22 protein-coding genes are annotated in these 23,290 nt (G+C 64.8%); 21 read left to right on the top strand and 1 reads right to left on the bottom strand.

All coding sequences use genetic code 11. The features are described 5' to 3' along the window. Positions 1-80 precede the first annotated feature (80 nt). Entirely contained in the window at positions 81-1,163 is a 1,083-nt protein-coding gene (locus V7E00_RS08250) for a potassium channel family protein (RefSeq protein ID WP_333572137.1), read from the bottom strand. Between the two features lie 153 nt (positions 1,164-1,316). Between V7E00_RS08250 and V7E00_RS08245 the strand changes: the two genes are divergently transcribed. From V7E00_RS08245 to nuoN, 21 genes are all read left to right on the top strand, one after another. Next, positions 1,317-2,276 (top strand): L,D-transpeptidase family protein, encoded by a 960-nt coding sequence (locus tag V7E00_RS08245; protein WP_333572136.1) that lies wholly within the window; start codon positions 1,317-1,319, stop codon positions 2,274-2,276. Between the two features lie 4 nt (positions 2,277-2,280). Further along, a complete protein-coding gene (locus V7E00_RS08240) occupies positions 2,281-2,859 on the top strand; it encodes a M23 family metallopeptidase (RefSeq protein WP_333572135.1) in 579 nt (192 codons plus the stop codon). A gap of 39 nt (positions 2,860-2,898) precedes the next feature. Next, the gene (gene efp / locus V7E00_RS08235) at positions 2,899-3,462 is read left to right on the top strand and encodes an elongation factor P (protein WP_064312161.1); all 564 of its coding nucleotides are present in this window, start codon (positions 2,899-2,901) and stop codon (positions 3,460-3,462) included. Positions 3,463-3,581: 119 nt separating this feature from the next. Beyond that, positions 3,582-4,397 carry an inositol monophosphatase family protein gene (locus V7E00_RS08230; protein ID WP_333572134.1) on the top strand — a complete coding sequence of 272 codons (816 nt, stop codon included), beginning with the start codon at positions 3,582-3,584 and terminating at the stop codon, positions 4,395-4,397. A 127-nt stretch (positions 4,398-4,524) separates the two neighbouring features. Further along, entirely contained in the window at positions 4,525-6,993 is a 2,469-nt protein-coding gene (locus tag V7E00_RS08225; protein WP_333572133.1) for a methyl-accepting chemotaxis protein, read from the top strand. A 2-nt stretch (positions 6,994-6,995) separates the two neighbouring features. Beyond that, on the top strand, positions 6,996-8,402 hold the full coding sequence (locus V7E00_RS08220; RefSeq protein WP_333572132.1) for a chemotaxis protein CheW: 1,407 nt from the start codon (positions 6,996-6,998) through the stop codon (positions 8,400-8,402). 129 nt (positions 8,403-8,531) lie between these two features. Next, positions 8,532-8,906, top strand: coding sequence for an NADH-quinone oxidoreductase subunit A (locus V7E00_RS08215; protein WP_333572131.1), 375 nt, complete (start codon positions 8,532-8,534; stop codon positions 8,904-8,906). Beyond that, positions 8,897-9,436: a NuoB/complex I 20 kDa subunit family protein gene (locus V7E00_RS08210; RefSeq protein WP_064312156.1), complete on the top strand. Its 540-nt coding sequence runs from the start codon at positions 8,897-8,899 to the stop codon at positions 9,434-9,436. The genes V7E00_RS08215 and V7E00_RS08210 overlap by 10 nt, the downstream gene beginning before the upstream one ends. Continuing rightward, on the top strand, positions 9,433-10,269 hold the full coding sequence (locus tag V7E00_RS08205) for an NADH-quinone oxidoreductase subunit C (protein ID WP_333572130.1): 837 nt from the start codon (positions 9,433-9,435) through the stop codon (positions 10,267-10,269). Before V7E00_RS08210 ends, V7E00_RS08205 begins: the two co-directional genes overlap by 4 nt. Continuing rightward, the gene (locus V7E00_RS08200; RefSeq protein ID WP_333572129.1) at positions 10,266-11,495 is read left to right on the top strand and encodes an NADH-quinone oxidoreductase subunit D; all 1,230 of its coding nucleotides are present in this window, start codon (positions 10,266-10,268) and stop codon (positions 11,493-11,495) included. Before V7E00_RS08205 ends, V7E00_RS08200 begins: the two co-directional genes overlap by 4 nt. After that, positions 11,495-12,163 (top strand): complex I 24 kDa subunit family protein, encoded by a 669-nt coding sequence (locus V7E00_RS08195; protein ID WP_333572128.1) that lies wholly within the window; start codon positions 11,495-11,497, stop codon positions 12,161-12,163. Before V7E00_RS08200 ends, V7E00_RS08195 begins: the two co-directional genes overlap by 1 nt. After that, the gene (locus V7E00_RS08190; protein ID WP_164521846.1) at positions 12,163-12,330 is read left to right on the top strand and encodes a hypothetical protein; all 168 of its coding nucleotides are present in this window, start codon (positions 12,163-12,165) and stop codon (positions 12,328-12,330) included. The genes V7E00_RS08195 and V7E00_RS08190 overlap by 1 nt, the downstream gene beginning before the upstream one ends. A gap of 1 nt (position 12,331) precedes the next feature. Beyond that, positions 12,332-13,636 carry an NADH-quinone oxidoreductase subunit NuoF gene (gene nuoF, locus V7E00_RS08185; RefSeq protein ID WP_333572127.1) on the top strand — a complete coding sequence of 435 codons (1,305 nt, stop codon included), beginning with the start codon at positions 12,332-12,334 and terminating at the stop codon, positions 13,634-13,636. Next, positions 13,636-15,654: an NADH-quinone oxidoreductase subunit NuoG gene (gene nuoG / locus V7E00_RS08180; RefSeq protein ID WP_333572126.1), complete on the top strand. Its 2,019-nt coding sequence runs from the start codon at positions 13,636-13,638 to the stop codon at positions 15,652-15,654. Before nuoF ends, nuoG begins: the two co-directional genes overlap by 1 nt. After that, complete coding sequence (nuoH, locus tag V7E00_RS08175) at positions 15,651-16,700, top strand: NADH-quinone oxidoreductase subunit NuoH (protein ID WP_333572125.1); 1,050 nt, start codon at positions 15,651-15,653, stop codon at positions 16,698-16,700. Before nuoG ends, nuoH begins: the two co-directional genes overlap by 4 nt. Next, on the top strand, positions 16,697-17,182 hold the full coding sequence (gene nuoI / locus V7E00_RS08170; protein ID WP_066718225.1) for an NADH-quinone oxidoreductase subunit NuoI: 486 nt from the start codon (positions 16,697-16,699) through the stop codon (positions 17,180-17,182). Before nuoH ends, nuoI begins: the two co-directional genes overlap by 4 nt. Positions 17,183-17,215: 33 nt before the next feature. Continuing rightward, positions 17,216-17,827, top strand: a complete 612-nt coding sequence (locus V7E00_RS08165) for an NADH-quinone oxidoreductase subunit J (protein ID WP_333572124.1) — start codon at positions 17,216-17,218, stop codon at positions 17,825-17,827. Then, a complete protein-coding gene (gene nuoK / locus V7E00_RS08160; protein ID WP_333572123.1) occupies positions 17,824-18,129 on the top strand; it encodes an NADH-quinone oxidoreductase subunit NuoK in 306 nt (101 codons plus the stop codon). Before V7E00_RS08165 ends, nuoK begins: the two co-directional genes overlap by 4 nt. Further along, complete coding sequence (gene nuoL / locus V7E00_RS08155) at positions 18,129-20,252, top strand: NADH-quinone oxidoreductase subunit L (protein WP_333572122.1); 2,124 nt, start codon at positions 18,129-18,131, stop codon at positions 20,250-20,252. The genes nuoK and nuoL overlap by 1 nt, the downstream gene beginning before the upstream one ends. A 7-nt stretch (positions 20,253-20,259) precedes the next feature. Next, complete coding sequence (locus V7E00_RS08150) at positions 20,260-21,825, top strand: NADH-quinone oxidoreductase subunit M (protein WP_333572121.1); 1,566 nt, start codon at positions 20,260-20,262, stop codon at positions 21,823-21,825. Next, positions 21,825-23,282, top strand: a complete 1,458-nt coding sequence (nuoN, locus tag V7E00_RS08145; protein WP_333572120.1) for an NADH-quinone oxidoreductase subunit NuoN — start codon at positions 21,825-21,827, stop codon at positions 23,280-23,282. Before V7E00_RS08150 ends, nuoN begins: the two co-directional genes overlap by 1 nt. Positions 23,283-23,290 lie beyond the last annotated feature (8 nt).

Raw genomic sequence — 23,290 nt, 5'->3', positions numbered from 1 at the left:
CGAGGCCAGGGGCTGGCCCCGCTGGGATGCTGCTCCACCCCAACCGTGCCTGAAGGAAGGGGGCTCGAGAAGAACGAACCTCAAAACTTGTTCCGCCCGGCACGAATCTCGACGCGGGAGGTAAACAATGCCCGCGCACCCGCGGCGACGTCGCGCATCACCACCACCGCCTTGTCGCCGGCCTCCAGCCGCTCATCCCGTGCGGGGCGGGGGATGGAGCGGCCGTCGGTGCGGTCGATCTGGACGATGAAGATGCTGCCCTCGGCGCGACGCTCGGCTTCCTCGACGCTCAGCCCGACCATGGTCGAGCCTTTCGCGACTTCCACCATCTCGACCTCCAGCCCCAGTGCGCCGAGCTCGCGCCGCAGCCGCGCCAGTTGCTCGTCACCCTGCACATGCTCGCGGTGGGGATAGAGGATCATCCGCGCCATTGCCTCGGCGCCGATATGGGTGGGGAAAACGACGCGGTCTGCGCCGGCGTGGATCAGCTTGCGCTCCGTTGTCGGGGCCTCGCCACGGGCGATGATTTCCAGCCCGGCGTTGAGGTTACGCGCGCTGAGCGTGATGAACACATTGGCGGCGTCGTCGGGCAGCACCGTGGCGAGCGCGCGGGCGCGCTGGATGCCGGCGGCGATCAGCACTTCCTCCTCAGTCGCGTCGCCCGAGAGCGTGCACAGGCCCGCCGCCTCGGCCTCCGCACGGCGCTCGGGCCCGCGCTCGATCACCAGCACCGGTACGGCGGCGCGGGAAAGATCGCGGGCGAGCATCACGCCGATCCGGCCATAGCCGCAGATGACGACATGGTCCGAGAGCTTGTCGATCCGGCTCTGCATGCGGGTTGCTCCGAAAATGCTCTGCAATTGCAGGACGGTGAAGAACTGGACGAGTGCGCTGGTGAGGAGGATCATGCCGGTGCAGCCCAGCACCATCACCCCCATGGTCAGCGCGTGGAGATAGGGGGTGTCGATCGGCCGGACTTCGCCATAACCGACGGTGTAGATCGTCAGCACGACCATGTAGCTGGCATCGGCGAAGCTCCAGCCCGCCGCCATGTAGCCGATCGTCGCCGATATCGCGACCGCGAGCACGAACAGCAGGATCGAAACCAGGTTGCGCACCGGCGAGCCGAGCACTTGTTCCGCTTCTGAAAGAATCCCCCGCATCGCGTTGATAAGCGCACGGGATGCGCTACTTGTCCATCGGGGTTTGACCCGATCGCAACCCAGCGGCGCGTGCGAACGTTCTGCCTGGATCGACAAGCGATCGGGAGAGAGTGTGTGCGGAAATGCCTGGGGTTGTTTGCCGTTCTGCTTGCCATGCCCATGCCCGCTCGTGCGCAGGCCCCAAGCCCCAAGCCGCCGGTCGATCTCAACATCCTCCATGCCCAGGTCATCCTCGATCACCTGGGCTTCGGGCCCGGGATACTGGACGGCCGCTCGGGGCAGTCACTGACCGCTGCGGTTCGCGGCCTGCAGGAGGCGCGGGGGCTGAAGCGGACAGGGGTGATCGACCCGGCCACGCTGGCGGTGCTGCACCAGTATCGCGCACTGCGCCCGGTGCGCACCCTCGCCGTGGGTGCTGCGACCATGCAGGGCCCGTTTGTCGATCCGATACCGAAGGATCTGACCGAGCAGGGCAAGCTGAAGACGCTCGGCTATCGCAATCCGCTCGAAAAGCTGGCCGAGATGTTTCACACCACGCCCGAGGTGATCACCGCGCTCAATCCGGGCGTGACGACGATCAAGACCGGCACGATGCTGCGGCTGCCCAACGCGCTTCCGGGATCGCGGGCCTATCCGGCCGACTGGAAGCCCGAATGGCGGCAGACGCTGGGCATGCTCAACGTCGATCCGCGCCAGCCCAAGGCCGATCATATCATCGTCGACAAGTCGGAAGGCGTGCTGAAGGTGTTTGGCGCGGGTAATCGACTGGTTGCCCAGTTCAGCGCCACCATGGGCAGCGAGCACGATCCGCTCCCGATCGGCCGCTGGAAGATCTACGGCGTCGATACCAACCCCAAGTTTCACTACAACCCGAAGCTGTTCTGGGACGCTAAGAAGGGCGACGACGCGGCGATGCTGCCGCCGGGGCCGAACGGGCCGGTCGGCGTGGTGTGGATCGACCTCTCCAAGGACCATTACGGGATCCACGGCACGCCGGAGCCGCAGACGATCGGCCGCACCGAAAGCCATGGCTGCATCCGCCTGACCAACTGGGACGCGGCGCGCGTTGCGCTGATGGTGAAGCCCGGCACGCCGGCGATTTTCCAGGAATAGCCACGTGCGACGCTTCGGCCTGATCGCGGGACTTGTCGTCGTGGCGCTGCTCGCGCTGCTGGTTTCGCGCGTGCGGTTCCTGCCCGCGGGGCAGGCCAAGCGCGCCGAAGCGGCCCGCGCGAGAGCTGCTGCGACGCCCGCAGCATCAGGGTTGATCATCCCGGTGCAGGGGGTTCCCGTGTCGGCGCTCAGCGACAATTGGGGCGAGCCTCGCGGCGATGGCGACCGCGAACACCACGCCATCGACATCCTCGCGCCCAAGGGGACGCCCGTCCTGGCGGCTGCCAGCGGCACGGTGGAGAAACAGTTCGAGAGCGATCTAGGCGGGCGCACCCTTTACGTCCGAACGTCCGATGGCGCGGCGGTCCATTACTACGCCCATCTGGATACCATCGAAGTCCCGGAAGGTGCGACGATCCGGCAAGGCCAGCCGATCGCCACCGTCGGCACCAGCGGCAGCGCTGATGGCGGGTCGCCGCATCTCCATTTCGAGGTCAAGCGGATGGCCCCGGGCGAGGGCTGGTGGCAGGGGACCAATGTCGATCCCTATCCCCTGCTTGCGGGAAAGGCCGGGCGGAGCTAAGGGCCGCGTTCAGCTCTTTCTCAACAACAGGCACGATCCATGAAGATCAGCGGCGTGGACATCCGTCCCGGCAACATCATCGAATATGAAGGCGGCATCTGGCGCGCCGTCAAGATTCAGCACACCCAGCCCGGCAAGGGCGGTGCCTATATGCAGGTCGAACTCAAGAACCTGCGTGACGGCCGCAAGAACAACGTCCGCTTCCGTTCGGCCGAGACGGTGGAGCGCGTGCGCCTCGACACCAAGGATTTCCAGTTCCTGTACCCGGAAGGCGACATGCTCGTGTTCATGGACAAGGAAACCTACGACCAGACGACCCTGCCGCGCGACCTGCTCGGCGAGGCGGCGGCCTTCCTGCAGGACGGCATGGACGTGGTCATGGAACTCTATGACGACGAGGCGATCAGCGTTCAGCTGCCCGACACGATCGAGGCGACGATCGTCGAGGCCGACGCGGTGGTGAAGGGCCAGACGGCCTCCTCCTCGTACAAGCCGGCCGTGCTCGACAACGGCGTGCGCGTGATGGTGCCGCCGCATATCGGCAGCGGCACGCGCATCGTCGTCGACGTGTACGAGCAGACCTACGTCCGCCGCGCGGACTGATCTGCCGGCTTCGGCCGAACCAATGCAAGGGAAGGGGACGGCAGGCCTGCGTCCCCTTTTCCCGTTTTCGGATCAGGCCTTCCCAGTCCCCCGCACCTGCGGCAGGGAGAGAGATTGATATGGCAGCCTTTTCCGGCCTTCTCACCGTCATGGACCGTGCCGCTCGCAAGGCGGCACCCCGCCTGCGTCGCGACTTCAACGAGGTCCAGCACCTGCAGGTCAGCCGCAAGGGCCCGGCCGATTTCGTGAGCATGGCCGACAAGCGCGCCGAGCAGACGCTGATCGAGGAACTGCGCAAGGCGCGCCCCGACTGGCGCATCCTGGCCGAAGAGGGCGGCGAGCTGCCCGGCGATCCGGACAAGCCGCGCTTCATCGTCGATCCGCTCGACGGCACCACCAACTTCCTGCACGGCATCCCGCATTTCTCGATCGTGATCGCGGTGGAGGATCCGAACGGATCCCAGGGCAAGCCCGAGATCACCCACGGCCTGGTCTACCAGCCGCTCACCGACGAGAGCTTCTGGGCCGAGAAGGGCCGCGGCGCATGGCTGCAAGACCAGCGGCTGCGCGTTTCCTCGCGTCGCGACCTTTCGGAATCGCTGATCGCCACCGGCATTCCGTTCATGGGCCATGGCAATTTCGCCGAATGGAGCCGCATCTTCGGTGCGGTGGCGCCGGAAGTGGCGGGCATCCGTCGGCTGGGCTCGGCAGCGCTCGATCTCGCCTGGGTCGCGGCGGGCCGGTTCGACGGCTATTGGGAATCGGACCTGAAGCCGTGGGACGTCGCGGCGGGCATGCTGCTCGTTAAGGAAGCCGGCGGCTTCGTCACCGACTATCGCGGCCAGGACATGGCGATGCAGCGCAACCAGTTCCTTGCCGCCAATGACGGCCTGCACTCCAAGCTGCACAAGCTGGTCGCCAACGCTCTGCGCTGAGGCGGTCCGTACGAGTACGGAGCCTAAAAGTTAACCTTATTTCCCGGGAGTTGCCGGGTTCGCGCGTTCTATAAGTCCTTAAAAACCGCTGCGGCTCACAAGCCGGGCGAAATAGGACGAACGGCGCATGAACATGGAAGTGACCGGCCTGGGTAATGGGCGGCGTGGAGCGGCTGCAGATGGGGCATTCTGTCAGGACGTTGGCAGCGTCCTGGACCGCCTCTACGCCGTCGCCGAGTTCAGCCCTGATGGGACGCTGATCCGGGCCAATCAGCACTTCCTCGACGCGATGGGGTGCGTGCTCGAGACCGTGGTCGGCGAGCACCACCGCTTCTTCTGCGATCCCGATTACGCGGCTAGCCCGGCCTATGCCGCCTTCTGGGACCGATTGCGCGCGGGCGAGACGATCGAGGAAACCGAGCGTCGTAACGGTTGTGACGGAAAAGACGCTTGGCTTGCCGGTTATTATGCGCCGGTGACGGACGAAAAGGGCAAGGTAAAGAATATCATCCTCATCGCCCGTGACGTGCGCGGCGCGAGGATCGAGGCTGCGCTGAATCGCAGTATACTCAACGCCTTCAGCCGTGGAACGGCGATGATCGAGTTCGATCTTTCCGGCCGCGTGCTCAGCGCAAACGAGAATTTTTGTAACCTGCTCGGCTACAAGGCCGAGGAGGTAGTGGGGCAGCACCACCGCATCTTCTGCACGCCGGAATATGCCCGCTCCCCCGCCTATCGCCAGTTCTGGGAGCGGCTCGGCCGCGGCGAATTCGACGGCGGCCTCTACAAGCGCGTGGCGAAGGACGGCACGGACCGGTGGATCCAGGCGACCTACAACCCGATCCTCGATCATCAGGGTCTGCCGGTGAAGATCGTCAAGTTCGCAATGGACGTTACGCAGCAGCAGGTCGAGAGCGCCGAGGCCGCCGGCAAGCTGGCCGCGATCGACCGCTCGACGGCGGTGATCGAGTTTGACACCAGCGGCTATGTCGTCGCCGCGAATGACATGTTCCTGCAGACCATGGGCTATGACCGCAGCGAGCTGATCGGCAAGCACCACCGCACCTGTTGCGATCCAGACTATGTGAAGAGCGAGGACTATGCCAATTTCTGGCGCGCGCTCTCGGCGGGCGAGTTTCAGGCCGGGATCTTCCCGCGCATCGGCAAGGACGGGCGCCGCGTCTGGATCCGCGCGACCTACAATCCCATTGTGGATGCCGACGGCAAGCTGATCAAGGTGGTGAAATACGCCTATGACATCACCGAGCAGAAGCAGCGCGCCGCGGATGCCGAGGGCAAGGTTGCGGCGATCAATCGCGCGCAGGCGGTGATCGAATTCACCCCCGAAGGCATGATCCTCGACGCGAACGAGAATTTCCTCGCCGCCACGGGATATCGGCGGGAGGACGTGGTCGGCAAGCATCACAAGATGTTCTGCGATGCCGAACTTGTCCATTCGCCGGAATATGCGCGCTTCTGGACCGATCTGGCGCATGGCGAATATGTCGCCGGCGACTTCCGCCGCCGCAACAAGGCGGGCGAGGAGATCTGGCTCAATGCGACCTATAACCCGATCTTCGATGGTCTGGGTAATGTAGTGAAGGTAGTGAAGTTCGCGCACGACATCACCGAGCGGAAGAAGGCGGCGATCGAAGGCAAGAGTCGTGCCCAGGCGGTGGACCGCAGCCTCGCGACGATCGAGTTCAGCCTGGACGGTGAGATCTTGACGGCGAACGAGAATTTCCTGTCGACCATGGGCTACTCGCTGCGGGAAATACAGGGACGGCACCATTCGATGTTCGTCGATCCCGCGCATCTGAAGTCGAAGGAATATGGTGACTTCTGGCGTTCGCTCGGCCGCGGCGAGGGGCAGTCCGGCCGCTTCCACCGGATCGGCAAATATGATCGCGACGTGTTCATCCAGGCGAGCTACTCGCCGGTGTTCGATCTCCAGGGAAATCCGTCGCGGGTGATCAAATATGCCTATGACGTCACCGACCAGGTGATGCTCGAGCGCAAGATCGCGGCAAAGACCGAGCAGATGCAGACGGTTGTAGGCGACCTTTCCGATGCCATCAAAACCATCAGTGATGGCGCCTGCAGTGCGACGGGGCTCGCCAGCGAGACCCAGGCGGCGGCCGATCGCGGCACGACGGCGATCGAGGGGACGATCGAATCGATGGAGCTCATGGCTGCCTCGTCGAAGAAGATCGCCAGCATCGTCGACGTGATCGGCGACCTTGCCGGGCAGACCAACCTGCTGGCCTTCAACGCCGCGATCGAAGCGGCGCGGGCTGGCGAGCACGGCGTCGGCTTCTCGATCGTCGCCGAGGAAGTGCGAAAGCTCGCCGAGCGCAGCGCTTCGGCGGCCGAAGAGATCAACCGGCTGATCGGCGAGTCGAGCGAGCGGGTGACGCAGGGTACCGAGCGCTCCCGCTCGGCGCGGAATGCCTTCGAATCGATCGCCGGCTGCGTCGACAAGACCACGGGTGCGATCTCTGGAATTGCCCAGTCGGTCAGCGCGCAGCGTGAGACGTCGCGCCAGGTAGTCGCGATGATCGCGGAGCTCGCGACGTCCACCCACAGCGCGATCTGACGATGGCGATGGGGACCGAGCTCACCGCGGTGGTCGGGGAGGCTGGGCGGCGCCATATCGACGTCGGACTGCTCCGCCTGTGCGGCGTCGAACTGGCCGTGCCGGTAGACTGGGTCCGTGAAGTCGTGCCGTGCCCTGACGAACTGGGCCCGTGTTTCGGCAGTCACCCGGCGCTGATCGGCTCGATCGGCGTGCGCGGCGACGTCATTCCGGTGGTCGACGTTTCCGTACTCCTGGGGTTTGCCGAGACGACCGGGGCAGGCGGCACCGTCGTGGTGCTGCGCAAGGAGGACGTCCTGCTCGGCCTGCGGATTGACACCGTGTCCGGGCTGTACCGGATTCCGGTGTCGGCGGTGCGCGAACTGGTCGACTCCGGCGGCGCTGCGCGTCTCGTCGACCGGGCCTTCACGCGAGAGGCGCATATTGTTGGTATTCTCGATCCGGATACGCTTTTCGCTATGCCGGGTCTGCCGCTCGTCCGCAGCCATGCCCGCGAGGCGGACAACGCCGCGCTCGCGCGGGCACGGCCGTTCGTGCTCGTCACGGTCGCCGGCGTGGACATCGCCATCGACAGCCACCTGGTGGAGAGCACCGCGCCGGCGATCAGCCTGCGGCGCTGCGCCGTACCTGCGCCCGGCTGGGCGCGGAGCGTCAATTATCTGGGCCGCGACGTCCGCGTGTTCGACCAACTCGCGACGCTGGGACTCGACGGCGCGACTCCGGAGGAATCGTCCGGCCCGGTGATCCTGCTGCGGATAGCTCCCGGGAAGCTGGTGGGATGGCATGTCGAAAGCGTTCGCAGCGTCGCGCGCATCTCCGACGAAAAGTTCGGGCCGGTACCAACCGAGCTCACCGAACGCAGTTCGCTCTTTGCGGGTATCGCCACCGATCCGGCGGGCGGGCAGAATCTGGTGCTGGATAGCGAAGCGGTCCGCGCCGATCCTGCGATCAAGGCGATGGCCGCCCTGTGCCGAGAGCCGGCGCAGGCGACCGGCGGGGCAATCGTTGGCGCGCGCGCTGGCGCGGAGTCGAACGACGCTTTTCTCATCTTCGATACAGGCGCACGGCTGCTTGCAACGCCCCTCGATGCCATTAGGGAAGTGGTGCCGTTTCGTGGGCTTTCTTCGCGAGTCGAAGACCATTCGGGTTTGTGCGGGCTCGCCGATCATCGCGGGGCGCCGCTTTCCGTTTATGGCGTGGAGCCCGGGGTTCAGCCGGAAGAAGCGAAGCTGCTGATCATCGCCCGGGATCGGGAGGGGCGGGGTGCACGGGGCTTTCTCGCCCAGCGCCTGGCGACCATCATCCATGCGCCTTCGCTCCCTGTCCCTGGGGGAAGCGCAAGCGCTCGGTTCGTGCCCGCAACGATCGACGGGGCGGCGCATTCCATCCGAATTCATACGCTTGGCTAAGGAAGTACGGCAGCGGTTCACTACCCCTTAACAATTGCGAATGATTCTCAGCGGTTCCAGGCCTTGCCGCACTGGGATCATGGTCCTAGAAGCCCCCCAAGATTCCGCATTCGCGAGAAGAGAAGGCCATTGGTCGACCTGTCACAATATCTGCCGATCCTGATATTCCTTGGGATCGCCCTGTTGCTCTCGGGCACGTTCGTATTCCTGCCGATGCTCGTGTCGCGCCTCACCGGCACGAACAAGCCGTCGCCGGAAAAGCTCACCGAATATGAGTGCGGCTTCCCCGCCTTCGAGGATTCGCGCAGCCAGTTCGACGTGCGCTTCTACCTCGTCGCGATCCTGTTCATCGTGTTCGATCTCGAAGCCGCGTTTCTCTACCCCTGGGCGGTGAGCGTGTTCAAACTGGGCTGGACGGCCTGGTTCTCGATGATGATCTTCGTTGCCGAGCTGGCGCTCGGTCTGATTTATGCGTGGAAGAAGGGAGCCCTGGAATGGGAGTAGAGCTTTCGTCGGCGCCTCCGGCCGGTACGCTCCCGGACGTTGGTTTCCTGAACGACATCAATGCCGAGATTTCGGACAAGGGATTCCTGGTCACCTCCACCGAGGAGCTGTTCCAGTGGGCCCGTACCGGCTCGCTGTGGTGGATGACCTTCGGCCTGGCGTGCTGCGCGGTGGAGATGATCCACGTCAACATGCCGCGCTACGACATGGAGCGGTTCGGTGCTGCCCCGCGCGCGTCGCCGCGCCAGTCGGACGTGATGATCGTCGCGGGCACGCTGTGCAACAAGATGGCCCCGGCGCTGCGCCGGGTTTATGACCAGATGTCGGAACCGAAATACGTGATTTCGATGGGCAGCTGCGCCAATGGCGGCGGCTATTACCACTATAGCTACAGCGTCGTGCGCGGCTGCGATCGCGTGGTGCCCGTGGACATCTACGTCCCCGGCTGTCCGCCGACCGCCGAGGCCTTGCTCTACGGCGTGATGCAGCTGCAGCGGAAGATCCGCCGCATCGGGAGCCTCGACCGGTGAGGGCGCCGGCTCCCCGCTATGCCGCCAATGACGGCGTGATCGAGGCGGCCACGGCCGCGCTCGGCGACATGCTGGTCGAGGCGAAGGATGCCGTGGGCGAGGTTTCGCTCACCGTCGTCCGCGAGAAGCTGTGCGATGCGATGATCGCGCTGCGCGACACGCCGGGTCTGGAATACCAGCAGCTCAGCGAAATTGCCGGTGTCGACTATCCGCAGCGTGCGGAGCGTTTTGACGTCGTCTATCAGCTGCTGTCGTTCACCCGGAACCACCGCATTCGCATCCGCGTGACCACCGACGAGGAAAAGCCGGTGCCGAGCGTGACCGGCATCTGGCCGGTAGCCGGCTGGCTCGAGCGCGAAGTGTACGATCTGTACGGCGTGCTGTTCGACGGCAATACGGACCTCCGCCGAATCCTGACCGATTACGGCTTCCAGGGGCACCCGCTTCGCAAGGACTTCCCGATGACCGGGTATGTCGAAGTGCGCTATTCGGAAGAAGCGAAGCGCGTGGTTTATGAGCCGGTGAACCTGGCGCAGGACTTCCGCAACTTCGATTTCATGAGCCCGTGGGAGGGTGCCCAATACGTCCTCCCCGGCGACGAGAAGGCACCGCAGCCCGAAGCCAAGGGCGCGCCGACGCCGGCCAATGCCGACGACGTCGTCAAGGCCGACACCGCTGCCGCCAAGGGCGAAGCGGCGCAGGGCAAGGACACCAAGACCACCAACAGCCCGGCCGAGACCGGCGCTGGCCAGCCGCACCCCGGTAACAAGCCGGAGGAGAAGCCGGCGGATCCCGCGGTGATCCCCACCAAGGGTGAGGGGCAGAACCAATGACCGACACCGTTGAAAAGATCATGGAGCGCGATATTGACCCGGCGACGGGCGATACCTCTATCGCGAACTACACGATCAACTTCGGCCCGCAGCACCCTGCGGCGCACGGCGTGCTCCGTCTCGTCACCGAACTGGACGGCGAGATCATCGAGCGCATCGATCCGCATGTCGGGCTGCTTCACCGCGGCACCGAAAAGCTGATCGAGTACAAGACCTACACCCAGGCGCTGCCGTATTTCGATCGCTTCGACTATTGCTCGCCGATGGCGATGGAGCACAGCTATGTGCTCGCGGTCGAGAAGTTGCTCGACCTCGAGGTGCCGCTTCGCGCCCAGTATCTGCGCGTGCTGTTCGCCGAGCTGACCCGCATCAAGAACCACATGCTGAACCTCGGTTCGCACGTCATGGACGTCGGCGCGATGACGCCGAACCTGTGGATGTTCGAGCTGCGCGAAGACTGCATGAACTTCTACGAGCGGGCGTCCGGCGCGCGCATGCACGCCAATTACTTCCGCGTTGGCGGCGTCCGTCAGGACGTGCCGGTCAAGCTGCTGAACGACATTGCGGAATGGCTCGACACGCGCCTGCCGCAGCTGTTCGGCGACGCGATCAGCCTCGTCGCCGAGAACCGCATCTTCAAGCAGCGCAACGTCGACATCGCGATCGTGAACCGCGAGGACGCGATCAAGTGGGGCTTCTCCGGCCCGATGATCCGCGCTGCCGGTATCCCGTGGGACATCCGCCGCGCGCAGCCATATGATGTGTATGATCGCGTCGACTTCGACATCCCCGTCGGCACCAAGGGCGATTGCTATGATCGCTTCATGGTCCGCGTCGAGGAAGTCTACCAGTCGGCCCGCATCATCAAGCAGTGCATCCAGGACATGCCGGAAGGCCCGGTCCTGACGCTCGACCGCAAGGTCGGTGCGCCGAAGCGCGGCGAGATGAAGCAATCGATGGAAGCGCTGATCCATCACTTCAAGCTCTTCACCGAAGGCTATCACGTGCCGGCGGGCGAAGTGTATGTCGCGACCGAGAGCCCGAAGGGCGAGTTCGGCGTGTATCTGGTGTCGGACGGCACCAACAAACCCTATCGCTGCAAGGTGCGCCCGACCGCGTTCAGCCACCTGCAGGCGATGGACTTCATGTCCAAGGGGCACATGCTGGCGGACATCACCGCCATCCTGGGCGCCATGGATATCGTTTTCGGTGAATGTGACCGCTGATGGCTGACGCTCCTCAACTCCCCGACGAAGCCGAAGTGCGCGCGCGCTGGGGCAATTTCGCCTGGACGCCGGCCAATGCCGAGAAGGCGCGCGAGATCATGGCGCGCTATCCGGCGGGTCGCCAGATGTCGTGCACTATCCCGTTCCTCGACCTGGCGCAGCGCCAGGTGGGTGCCGAGACGAACACGCAGGGCTGGCTTCCGGTTCCGGTGATCGAGTTCGTCGCCCGCCAGCTCGACATGCCCTATATCCGCGTGTTCGAGGTCGCGACCTTCTATACCATGTTCAACCTGGTGCCGGTCGGCCGCTACCATGTGCAGGTCTGCGGCACGACGCCGTGCATGCTGCGCGGGTCGGACGACGTGATGGCCGCGTGCAAGTCGCGCGGGCTGAAGAAGGGCCACACCACCGCGGACGGGCTGTTCACGCTCACCGAGGTCGAGTGCCTGGGCAATTGCGCGTCTGCGCCGATGGTGCAGATCAACGACGACAATTACGAGGATCTCGATTTCGATCGTACGCTCGGCATTCTCGATGCGCTGGCCAAGGGCGAGACCCCGAAGACAGGCACGCAGGAGCCCGGCCGCCACACGGTCGAGCCGATCGGCGGCCCGACCTCGCTCACCGCGATGGTGAACGAGAACCATGACTATCGGGGCGAATGGTGATGCGGGGCAACAGCCTCATCGTCACCATCCTGGCCATCATCGGCGGCATCGTCGTGCTCGGCTGGGTGCTCAAACTTGCTTTCAATGTGATCGGGACGCTCGTCCTGATCGGTCTGGCCGTAGTCTTCTATCTGTTCGTACAGAAGCTGGTCGGGAAGGGACGCTAAGGTGCTTCAGGACAAGGACCGCATCTTCACCAATCTCTACGGCTACCAGTCGTGGCATCTCGATGCCGCGCGGGCGCGTGGGGCGTGGGACAACACGAAGGCGCTGCTGGAGCTGGGGCCGGATACCATCATCGACCGCATCAAGGCCTCGGGCCTGCGCGGGCGTGGCGGCGCCGGCTTCCCGACGGGCATGAAGTGGAGCTTCATGCCGAAGAACCCGACGCCCGAGCGTCCGAGCTTCCTCGTCATCAACGCCGACGAATCCGAGCCCGGCTCGTGCAAGGACCGCGAGATCATCCGCCACGATCCGCATTTGCTGATCGAAGGCGCGTTGGTCGCGGGCTTCGCGATGCGGGCGCGTGCGGCGTACATCTATATCCGCGGCGAATATATCCGCGAGGCCGAGACGCTGTTCGCAGCCGTGGCCGAGGCCTATGCCGCCGGCCTGCTGGGCAAGAATGCCTGCGGTTCGGGCTATGACTTCGACGTCTTCGTCCATCGCGGCGCCGGCGCCTATATCTGCGGTGAAGAAACCGCGATGATCGAGAGCCTGGAAGGCAAGAAGGGCCAGCCGCGCCTCAAGCCGCCGTTCCCGGCAGGTGCCGGCCTCTATGGCTGCCCGACCACGGTCAACAATGTCGAGTCGATCGCGGTCGCCCCGACGATCCTGCGGCGCGGCCCCGAATGGTTCGCCAGCTTCGGCGCCGAGAACAACAAGGGCACCAAGCTCTTCCAGATCTCGGGCCATGTGAACAAGCCGTGCGTGGTTGAAGAGGCCATGTCGATCCCGTTCCGCGAGCTGATCGAGAAGCATTGCGGCGGCATTCGCGGCGGCTGGGACAATCTGCTCGCGGTGATCCCGGGCGGTTCGTCGGTGCCGCTGGTGCCGGCAGCCCAGATCATGGACTGCCCGATGGACTTCGACGGTCTGCGCGCGCTCGGCTCGGGCCTCGGCACCGCCGCCGTGATCGTCATGGACAAGTCGACCGACATCGTGCGCGCGATCAGCCGGCTCTCCTACTTCTACAAGCATGAGAGCTGCGGCCAGTGCACGCCGTGCCGCGAAGGCACCGGCTGGATGTGGCGCGTGATGGAGCGGCTGCGCACCGGCGACGCCGACATCAGCGAGATCGACACGCTGCAGCAGGTGACCAAGCAGGTCGAAGGCCACACCATCTGCGCCCTGGGTGACGCGGCCGCCTGGCCGATCCAGGGCCTGATCCGCCATTTCCGCCCCGAGATCGAGCGCCGTATCAACGAGCGTCGTTCGGGCGGCATTGAAACCATGCAAGAGGCGGCAGAGTAATGCCCAAGCTCAAGGTTGACGGAATCGAAGTCGAGGTGCCGCAGGGCGCCACCGTGCTCCAGGCCTGCGAGGCCGCGGGCAAGGAGATTCCGCGTTTCTGCTATCATGAACGGCTGAGCATCGCCGGCAATTGCCGCATGTGCCTGGTCGAGGTGAAGCCCGGACCGCCCAAGCCCCAGGCTTCGTGCGCGCTGCCGGCCGCCGACAATCAGGAAGTCCGCACCGACAGCCCGATGGTGAAGGCCGCGCGCGAAGGCGTGATGGAATTCCTGCTGATCAACCACCCGCTCGATTGCCCGATCTGCGATCAGGGCGGCGAGTGCGACCTGCAGGACCAGTCGGTCGCCTATGGCCGTGGCCAGTCGCGCTACGAGGAAAACAAGCGCGCGGTCACCGAAAAGTACATGGGCCCCATCATCAAGACGGTGATGACCCGCTGCATCCAGTGCACCCGCTGCGTCCGCTTCGGCGAGGAAGTGGCCGGCGTGGAGGATATCGGCGCGATCTATCGCGGCGAGAACATGCAGATCACGACCTATCTCGAAAAGGCGTTCAAGAGCGAGCTTTCGGGCAATGTCGCGGACCTGTGCCCGGTCGGCGCGCTGACCCACAAGCCGGTCGCCTTCGAATATCGCCCTTGGGAGCTCAAGCGGAACCTGTCGATCGACGTGATGGACGCGGTCGGCACCAACATCCGCCTCGACAGCCGCGGCCGTCAGGTGATGCGCGTCCTGCCGCGCATCAACGAGGACGTGAACGAGGAGTGGGCGCACGACAAGACCCGCTACCATGTCGACGCGCTGGTCCGCCGCCGTCTCGACCGCCCGTTCGTCCGCAAGGACGGCAAGCTGGTCCCGGCGACGTGGGAAGAAGCGTTCGATGCGATTGCGGGTGTTGCCGCCAATGCGGGCTCCAGCGTTGCGGCGATCGCCGGCGACCTGCTCGATGCCGAGACCATGTATGCGGCCAAGGCGCTGGTGAAGGCGTTTGGTTCGGACCTGCTCGAAGGCCGCCAGACCGGCATGGCCTATGACACGTCGAGCCTGTCGGCAGTGGCGTTCAACACCACCATCGCGGCGCTCGAAGAGGCCGATGCGATCCTGCTGGTCGGGACTAACCTGCGCTGGGAAGCGCCGCTGGTGAACACCCGCGTGCGCAAGGCGATCAAGCGCGGCGCCAAGGTGTTCGCGATCGGGCCGGAAGTCGACCTCACGTACAAGGTCGAGTGGCTGGGCGACGATCTGGGGCTGCTCAACAGCCTGCCGGAGACCCTTGCCCAGGCGATCGACAATGCCAAGAAGCCGGCGCTGATCCTCGGCCCCGGCGCGCTCAAGAACGGCCATGGTGCTGCGCTTGCGATCGCCGGCGCCTTCCAGCGCGCCGCGACCGAGACCGAGGCGGCATGGAACGGCTTCAACGTCGTCCATACCGCGGCGGCGCGGATGGCGGGCCTGATGCTCGGCTATGCGCAGAAGGGCGGCATTGCCGACATCGTCGCGGCCGCGCCGAAGCTCGCCTTCTTCCTGGGCGCCGACGAGGTCGACTTCTCCAAGTTTGCCGGCAGCTTCAAGGTCTATATCGGCCATCATGGCGACCAGGGCGCGCATCATGCCGATGTGATCCTGCCGGGCGCCACCTATGCCGAGAAGCCGGGCACCTATGTGAACCTGGAAGGCCGCGTGCAGCGTGCCGATCGCGCGGTGTTCGCACCGGGCGAGGCGCGCGAAGACTGGACAATCCTGCGTGCGCTCTCCGAAAAGCTCGGCCGCACGCTGCCGTTCGACAGCTTCGACGAGCTGCGCGCCGCGATGGCGAGCGAGGTTCCGGCGCTCGGCCAGGAAGGCCTTGCCGAATTCGCATGGAACCCGCCGTCGCTGGCGGCCCAGGCTTCGGGTCCGGTGACCTATCCGGTCGCCGACTTCTATCTCACCAACGCCATCTGCCGTGCGTCGCCGACGATGCAGCGCTGCTCGGCCGAACTGCTCCATGGCGAAGACTTCGCAGAGGCCGCAGAATGACCTCCTGGTTCACTTATCTCGGCCTGCCGTTCGAGCTGGCCTGGACCGTTGCCACGGTCATCGACATCCTCGTCATCGCGCTGCCGGTGATGCTGGCCGTCGCCATGATCATCTATGCCGATCGCAAGATCTGGGCAGCGATGGCGCTGCGCCGCGGTCCGAACGTCGTCGGTCCGCTGGGCCTGATGCAGTCCTTCGCCGACGGCCTGAAGGTGTTCCTGCAGGAAACCATCATTCCGTCGGGCGCGAACAAGGGCCTGTTCCTGCTCGCGCCGATCATCACCTTCACGGTCGCGCTGATCGTGTGGGCGGTGGTGCCGTTCCAGGCGGGCGTTGCGCTGTCGAACATCAATGTCGGCCTGCTCTACGTGCTCGCGGCCTCGTCGCTGGGTGTGTACGGCATCATCCTCGCCGGTTGGTCTTCGAACTCGAAATATCCGTTCTACTCGGCGATCCGCGCCGCCGCGCAGATGGTGAGCTACGAAGTCTCGATCGGCTTCGTGCTGATCTCGGTTGTGCTCTGGGCCGGCACCTTCAATCTCGGCACCATCGTTGAGGCGCAGAAGGGCTATTACGGCTTCATCAACGGCAACTTCGTCAACCCGCTGCTCTTCCCGATGGCGATCGTGTTCTTCATCTCGTCGCTCGCCGAGACGCAGCGCGCGCCGTTCGACCTGACCGAAGCGGAGTCGGAGCTGGTCGCGGGCTATCAGACGGAATATTCGTCGATGGCCTTCGCACTCTACTGGCTCGGCGAATATGCCAACGTCATCCTGATGTGCGCGCTGAACGCGACTTTGTTCTGGGGTGGCTATCTCCCGCCGTTCGACTGGGCGCCGCTCTACATGGTGCCGGGCATCCTCTGGCTGTTCGCCAAGATGCTGTTCTTCTTCTTCTGCTTCAGCTGGGTGAAGGCTACCGTCCCGCGCTATCGCTATGACCAGCTGATGCGCCTGGGCTGGAAGATCTTCCTGCCGCTGTCGCTTCTCTTCGTCTTCCTCGTTTCCGGGTACCTGATGCTGACCCGGGTTGGAGTGCCCGCATGAGCGTCGGTAGTTTCATTCGCACCTGGACTCTGTGGGAGTTCGTGAAGGCGCATGCCCTGACCTTGAAGTATTTCTTCAAGCCCAAGGCGACGATCAACTATCCGTACGAGAAGAACCCGCTCTCGCCCCGCTTCCGCGGCGAGCATGCGCTGCGCCGCTATCCCAATGGCGAAGAGCGCTGCATCGCGTGCAAGCTGTGCGAGGCGGTGTGCCCGGCGCTGGCGATCACGATCGAGGCCGAACCGCGCGACGACGGCAGCCGCCGCACGACGCGCTACGACATCGACATGACCAAGTGCATTTACTGCGGCCTGTGCCAGGAAGCGTGCCCGGTCGATGCGATCGTCGAGGGTCCGAATTTCGAATTTTCCACCGAAACGCGGGAAGAGCTGATTTATCAAAAGGATAAGCTGCTCGCGAACGGCGACCGCTGGGAACGCGCCATCGCGGCGAACCTTGCCGCCGACGCGCCGTACCGTTAAGCGCCGCACCATTCAAAGGGGCCATCCGATTCCGTGATCCAGCTTCTCGCCTTTTACCTGTTCGCGATCATCGTGTGCGTCTCCGGCGCCTGCACGATCCTGTCGCGTAACCCGGTACATTCCGTTCTCTGGCTCATCCTGGCGTTCTTCAACGCCGCGGGCCTGATGGTGCTCGTGGGCGCCGAATTCATCGCCATGCTGCTGGTGATCGTCTATGTCGGCGCGGTCGCGGTGCTCTTCCTGTTCGTCGTGATGATGCTCGACATCGACTTCACCGAGCTGCGCGCGGGCGTGATGAAGTACGCCGCCGTCGGCGCGCTGCTCGCCATCGCGCTGGTCGCCGAGATCATCGTCGCGGTCGGTGCCTGGAGTGCCGGCACGCTGGCGCTCGGTCGTCGCGTCGCCCCGGTGCAGGACGGCGTGCCGAACATCGAAGCGATCGGCCAGCTGCTCTACACGCGCTACCTGTTCGTGTTCGAGGGCGCCGGCCTGGTGCTGCTCGTCGCGATGATCGGTGCGATCGTGCTGACCTATCGCAAGCGCAGCGACGTGCGGCCGCAGAATGTGGCGCGCCAGAACGCCCGCCGCGCCAAGGATGCCACCCGCAACATGAACCCGGCAGTCGGGCAGGGGATGGATCTGTGATCACGCTCACCCATTATCTGGTCGTCTCGGCGATCCTGTTCACCATGGGGGTGCTCGGCATCTTCATGAACCGGAAGAACCTGATCGTCATTCTGATGGCGATCGAGCTGATCCTTCTGGCGGTGAACCTCAATCTCGTCGCCTTCTCGTCGTTCCTCGGCGACTTGGTCGGCCAGGTGTTCGCGATGTTCGTTCTGACCGTCGCTGCCGGTGAGGCCGCGATCGGCCTTGCGATCCTGGTCATCTATTTCCGCGGTCGCGGCACGATTTCGGTCGACGACGTCAATCGGATGAAGGGCTGATGTCGTCCATTCTGATCATCGTATTCCTGCCGCTCCTCGCGGCAGCCGTTGCGGGGCTCGTGAACAAGTCGTTCGGCGCCGCGGTCCCGAAGATCCTCACCACGGGCTCGCTGTTCGTGGCGTGCGGCCTGTCCTGGCCGATCTTCCTCTCGTATTTGGCCGGCACTGCCGCGCCGACGGTCACTCCGGTGCTGCACTGGATGACCTCGGGCACGATGAGCTTCGCCTGGGAACTGCGCGTCGACGCGCTGACCGCGGTGATGCTCGTGGTGGTCACCAGCGTCTCGGCGCTCGTCCACCTCTATAGCTGGGGCTATATGAGCGAGGAGCCGGACCAGCCGCGCTTCTTCGCCTATCTCTCGCTGTTCACCTTCGCGATGCTGATGCTCGTGACCGCGAACAACCTGGTGCAGATGTTCTTCGGCTGGGAAGGCGTGGGTCTCGCGTCGTACCTGCTGATCGGCTTCTGGTTCCGCAAGCCCAGCGCCAATGCCGCTGCGATCAAGGCCTTCGTGGTCAACCGCGTCGGCGACCTCGGCTTCATGCTCGGCATCTTCGGCGTGTTCCTGGTGTTCGGCACCGTCGACATCCCGACGATCCTGGCGGCTGCGCCGAACCATGCCGGTTCGACGATCGGCTTCCTCGGCCACCGCTTTGACACGATCACCGTGCTCTGCCTGCTGCTGTTCGTCGGCGCGATGGGCAAGTCGGCCCAGCTCGGCCTGCACACCTGGTTGCCGGACGCGATGGAAGGCCCGACGCCTGTGTCGGCGCTGATCCACGCCGCGACCATGGTGACCGCGGGCGTGTTCATGGTCTGCCGCATGTCGCCGCTGTTCGAGCAGAGCGCGGTCGCGATGCACGTCGTGATGGTGATCGGTGCCGCAACCTGCTTCTTCGCCGCGACCGTCGGCACGACGCAGACCGACATCAAGCGCGTGATCGCCTATTCGACCTGTTCGCAGCTCGGCTACATGTTCTTCGCAGCGGGCGTCGGCGCGTACGGCGCGGCGATGTTCCACCTGTTCACGCACGCCTTCTTCAAGGCGCTGCTGTTCCTCGGCGCCGGCTCGGTGATCCATGCGATGCACCACGAGCAGGACATGCGCTACTATGGCGGCCTCTGGAAGAAGATCCCGTTGACCTACACGGCGATGATGGCGGGCACGCTCGCGATCACCGGCGTCGGCATCCCTGCGCTGTTCGGCAATCCGGTGGCGTTCGGCTTCGCGGGCTTCCACTCGAAGGACGCGATCATCGAGGCGAGCTTCGCCTCGGGCAACACCGGCGTCTTCTGGGTCGGCGTGGTCGTCGCGCTGCTGACGAGCTTCTATTCGTGGCGCGTCGTCTTCCTGACCTTCCACGGCAAGCCGCGCTGGGCCGCTTCCGAGCACATCCAGCACGCAGTGCATGACGCGCACGGCCACGGTCACCACGACCATGACGCGCACGACACGCACGGCCATGGCAGCGAGCACGCCAATGCGCCGGCGCAGGAAGATGCGGGCCACACCCCGCACGGCACCCATGCGCTGCACGAGCATGAGGCCGAGGGCACGGCGGGCTATCACCCGCACGAGAGCCCGCTGATCATGCTGATCCCGCTGATCCTGCTGTCGATCGGCGCAGTGCTGGCCGGCTTCGTCTTCCACGGCGCGTTCATCGAACCGACCGCGGGCGAAACCTACTGGCACGGCGCGCTCGCCTTCAACGAGCATCTGATGCACGCGATGCATGAAGTGCCGGTGTGGGTGAAGCTCTCGGCCACGGTGGCGATGCTGCTGGGCCTGGGCACCGCGATCTTCGCCTATATCGTTTCGCCGGGCTTCCCGGCGGCCTTCGCCGAGCAGGTGCGTCCGCTGTATCTGTTCCTGCTCAACAAGTGGTATTTCGACGAGCTCTACAATCTGCTCTTCGTGCGTCCCGCATTCGCCATCGGGCGGCTGTTCTGGAAGCGCGGCGACGAGCAGACGATCGACCGGTTCGGCCCCAATGGCGCAGCGCGCCTGGTGCAGATCGGCAGCGTAGGCGCCGTCAAGCTGCAATCGGGGTATCTCTACACCTATGCCTTCGTCATGCTGATCGGGCTCACGGCCGCGCTCACCTGGGTCATTGCGGGGTGATGGAAAAATGACCGGCTTTCCGATCCTTTCCGTCCTGCTCGCGATCCCAGCGGTCGCCGCAGTGCTCTGCCTGTTCGTGGGCGCCCAGGGCGCCCGCTGGACGGCGCTCCTCGCGACGCTCGTCAATCTGGCGCTCGGCGTGTTCCTCTGGACGCAGTTCCAATATGGCGACGGTGCCCCGCAGTGGCAGTTCGTCGAGCACGTCACGCTGTTCAAGATGGGTGGCGTCGAGTTCTCCTGGGCGCTCGGCATCGACGGCTTCGCCTTCCTGCTGATCGAGCTCTCGCTGTTCCTGATGCCGATCTGCATCGGCGCCAGCTGGCTCTCGGTCACCAAGCGGGTGCCGGAATATATGGCGGCGTTCCTCGCGACCGAAGTGCTGATGATCGGCACCTTCGCCGCGCAGGACCTGTTCCTGTTCTACATCTTCTTCGAAGGTGGCCTGATCCCGATGTACCTGATCATCGGCATCTGGGGCGGCGTGAACCGCATCTATGCGTCGTACAAATTCTTCCTGTACACGCTGCTCGGCTCCCTGCTGATGCTTATCGCCATGATCTTCATGGTGCTGAACACCGGCACGACGTCGATCCCGGTGCTGATGGCGCACGACTTCCCGGCCAACTGGCAGACCTGGTTGTGGCTGGCCTTCTTCGCCTCGTTCGCGGTGAAGATGCCGATGTGGCCGGTTCACACCTGGCTTCCGGACGCACACGTGCAGGCGCCGACCGCGGGCTCGGTGATCCTGGCGGGCGTGCTGCTGAAGCTCGGCGGCTATGGCTTCCTGCGTTTCTCGCTGCCGATGTTCCCGGTCGCCTCGGTGCAGTTCATGTGGCTGGTGTTCGGTCTGTCGTGCGTCGCGGTGGTCTACACCTCGCTCGTCGCGCTCGTGCAGAGCGACATGAAGAAGCTGATCGCCTATTCGTCGGTGGCGCACATGGCGATCGTCACCATGGGTCTGTTCGCCTTCAACGCGAACGGCATCGACGGTGCGATGATGGTGATGCTGGGCCACGGCGTGGTCTCGGGCGCGCTCTTCCTGTGCGTCGGCATCATCTATGATCGCCTGCACACCCGCGAGATCGACCGCTACGGCGGTCTGGCGATCAACATGCCGCGCTATGCCGTGCTGTTCCTGCTGTTCACCATGGCCTCGATCGGCCTGCCGGGCACCAGCAACTTCGTCGGCGAATTCTTCAGCCTCGCCGGCGTGTACCAGGTCTCGACCTGGACCGCGCTGATCGGCACCACCGGCATCATCCTCGGCGCCGCCTATATGCTCTACCTGTTCCGTCGGGTGGTGTGGGGCGACCTGACCAAGGGCGACGTGAAGGCGATGCCGGATCTCGACGGTCGCGAGGTGGCGATGCTGGTGGCACTGGCTGCCGTGGTGCTGTGGATGGGCGTGTACCCGACCAGCTTCACCGCACCGATGCGCGCCGACGTCGCACGCCTGACGCAGCGGCTCGATACCGCCGCGCACGCCGCGTCGATCAGCGACTCCAAGCCAACCGCGGGTACGCCGCAGGCGGCCCCCGCTCATGAAGCCTCCGCGCACGGGGAGGCGCACTGATGTCCTATTCCATGCAACTCATGATGACGCTGCCCGAGCTGGTGCTCGCGGCCGGTTCGATCGTCCTGATGCTGGTCGCCGCCTTTGGCGGCCACGCATCGACCAAGCTGGTGAGCTGGGCCTCGGTTGCGCTGCTCGCCGGTGCCGGCATCGCGCTCACAGGTCCGTCCTCGACCGGCGGAGCGGCGTTCGGCGGCCTCTATCGCGCGGATGCCTTCGCGACCTTCGCCAAGGTGGTGATCTATGTCGCCGCTGCGGTGTCGATCCTCGTGGCGCCGAAGTTCTTCCAGCGCACCTCGGGTGAGGATCTCCGTCCGGAATATCCGGTGCTGATCCTGCTCTCGACTGTGGGCATGGGCATGATGGTTTCGGCGGGCGACCTGCTGAGCCTCTATGTCGGCCTCGAGCTGCAGAGCCTTTCCGCCTATATCCTTGCCAGCTTCATGCGGCGGGATACGCGGTCCGCGGAAGCCGGCCTGAAGTATTTCGTGCTCGGCGCGCTGGCTTCGGGTATCCTGCTCTACGGCATCAGCCTGGTCTACGGCTTCGCCGGCACGACGCTGTTCGACGGCATTGCGGACGCCTATAGCGTCGCGACCAGCGGCAGCCAGCATATGGGCCTGCTGTTTGGCCTGGTGTTCGTGTTCGCCGGCCTAGCCTTCAAGATCTCGGCCGTGCCGTTCCACATGTGGACGCCGGACGTGTATGAAGGCGCGCCGGCCCCGGTCACCGCCTATTTCGCTTCGGCGCCCAAGGTGGCGGCGGTGGCGATGGCGGTGCGCGTCGCGGTCGATGCGATGGGCCCGGCGATCCTCGAATGGCGCCAGATCGTGATCTTCGCCTCGCTCGCCTCGATCATCTTCGGTGCGGTGGCGGCGATCGGCCAGACCAACATCAAGCGTCTGCTGGCCTATTCGTCGATCAACAATGTCGGCTTCGCGCTGATCGGCCTTGCAGCCGGCGGCGAGGAAGGCGTGGCGAGCGTGCTCGTCTACATGGCGATCTACGTCGTGATGACGATCGGCAGCTTCCTGGTGGTGCTGCAGATGCGGGACGAGCAGGGCGAGCAGGTCGAGACGATCGCCAGCCTGTCCGGCATGTCGCGCACGCGGCCGGGCCTGGCGCTGGCGCTGGCGATCTTCATGTTCAGCCTTGCCGGCATTCCGCCGCTGCTCGGCTTCTTCGCCAAGCTGGGCGTGTTCATCGCCGCCATGCATTCGGGCCTGACCGTGTTCGCCACGGTGGGTGCGGCTGCCTCGACGATCGGCGCTTTCTACTACCTCAAGATCGTCAAGACGATGTACTTCGACGAACCGGCGCCTGCCTTTGCGGGCAAGACCGACCTGGTCGAAGGCGGCCTGATTGCGATCAGCGCGATCGTGATCTCGCCGATCGGCTGGCTGGTGTTCGGTGCGCTCGGCACCTGGTCGCTGGTCGCGGCAAAGGCGCTGTTCTGACCCTCACG

It is taken from the genome of Sphingomonas sp., assembly GCF_036731925.1.
GTDB lineage: Bacteria > Pseudomonadota > Alphaproteobacteria > Sphingomonadales > Sphingomonadaceae > Sphingomonas.
Note: the sequence above shows the minus strand (reverse complement) of the source record. Positions and strands in the feature narration are given on the sequence as shown.

Bases quoted from the DNA above. Each gene is read 5' to 3' on its own strand.
- V7E00_RS08250 (WP_333572137.1), bottom strand. From the start codon at position 1,163: ATGCGGGGGATTCTTTCAGAAGCGGAACAAGTGCTCGGCTCGCCGGTG.
- V7E00_RS08245 (WP_333572136.1), top strand. From the start codon at position 1,317: ATGCCCATGCCCGCTCGTGCGCAGGCCCCAAGCCCCAAGCCGCCGGTC.
- efp (WP_064312161.1), top strand. From the start codon at position 2,899: ATGAAGATCAGCGGCGTGGACATCCGTCCCGGCAACATCATCGAATAT.
- V7E00_RS08230 (WP_333572134.1), top strand. From the start codon at position 3,582: ATGGCAGCCTTTTCCGGCCTTCTCACCGTCATGGACCGTGCCGCTCGC.
- V7E00_RS08225 (WP_333572133.1), top strand. From the start codon at position 4,525: ATGAACATGGAAGTGACCGGCCTGGGTAATGGGCGGCGTGGAGCGGCT.
- V7E00_RS08220 (WP_333572132.1), top strand. From the start codon at position 6,996: ATGGCGATGGGGACCGAGCTCACCGCGGTGGTCGGGGAGGCTGGGCGG.
- V7E00_RS08210 (WP_064312156.1), top strand. From the start codon at position 8,897: ATGGGAGTAGAGCTTTCGTCGGCGCCTCCGGCCGGTACGCTCCCGGAC.
- V7E00_RS08200 (WP_333572129.1), top strand. From the start codon at position 10,266: ATGACCGACACCGTTGAAAAGATCATGGAGCGCGATATTGACCCGGCG.
- V7E00_RS08195 (WP_333572128.1), top strand. From the start codon at position 11,495: ATGGCTGACGCTCCTCAACTCCCCGACGAAGCCGAAGTGCGCGCGCGC.
- V7E00_RS08190 (WP_164521846.1), top strand. From the start codon at position 12,163: ATGCGGGGCAACAGCCTCATCGTCACCATCCTGGCCATCATCGGCGGC.
- nuoG (WP_333572126.1), top strand. From the start codon at position 13,636: ATGCCCAAGCTCAAGGTTGACGGAATCGAAGTCGAGGTGCCGCAGGGC.
- nuoH (WP_333572125.1), top strand. From the start codon at position 15,651: ATGACCTCCTGGTTCACTTATCTCGGCCTGCCGTTCGAGCTGGCCTGG.
- nuoI (WP_066718225.1), top strand. From the start codon at position 16,697: ATGAGCGTCGGTAGTTTCATTCGCACCTGGACTCTGTGGGAGTTCGTG.
- nuoL (WP_333572122.1), top strand. From the start codon at position 18,129: ATGTCGTCCATTCTGATCATCGTATTCCTGCCGCTCCTCGCGGCAGCC.
- V7E00_RS08150 (WP_333572121.1), top strand. From the start codon at position 20,260: ATGACCGGCTTTCCGATCCTTTCCGTCCTGCTCGCGATCCCAGCGGTC.
- nuoN (WP_333572120.1), top strand. From the start codon at position 21,825: ATGTCCTATTCCATGCAACTCATGATGACGCTGCCCGAGCTGGTGCTC.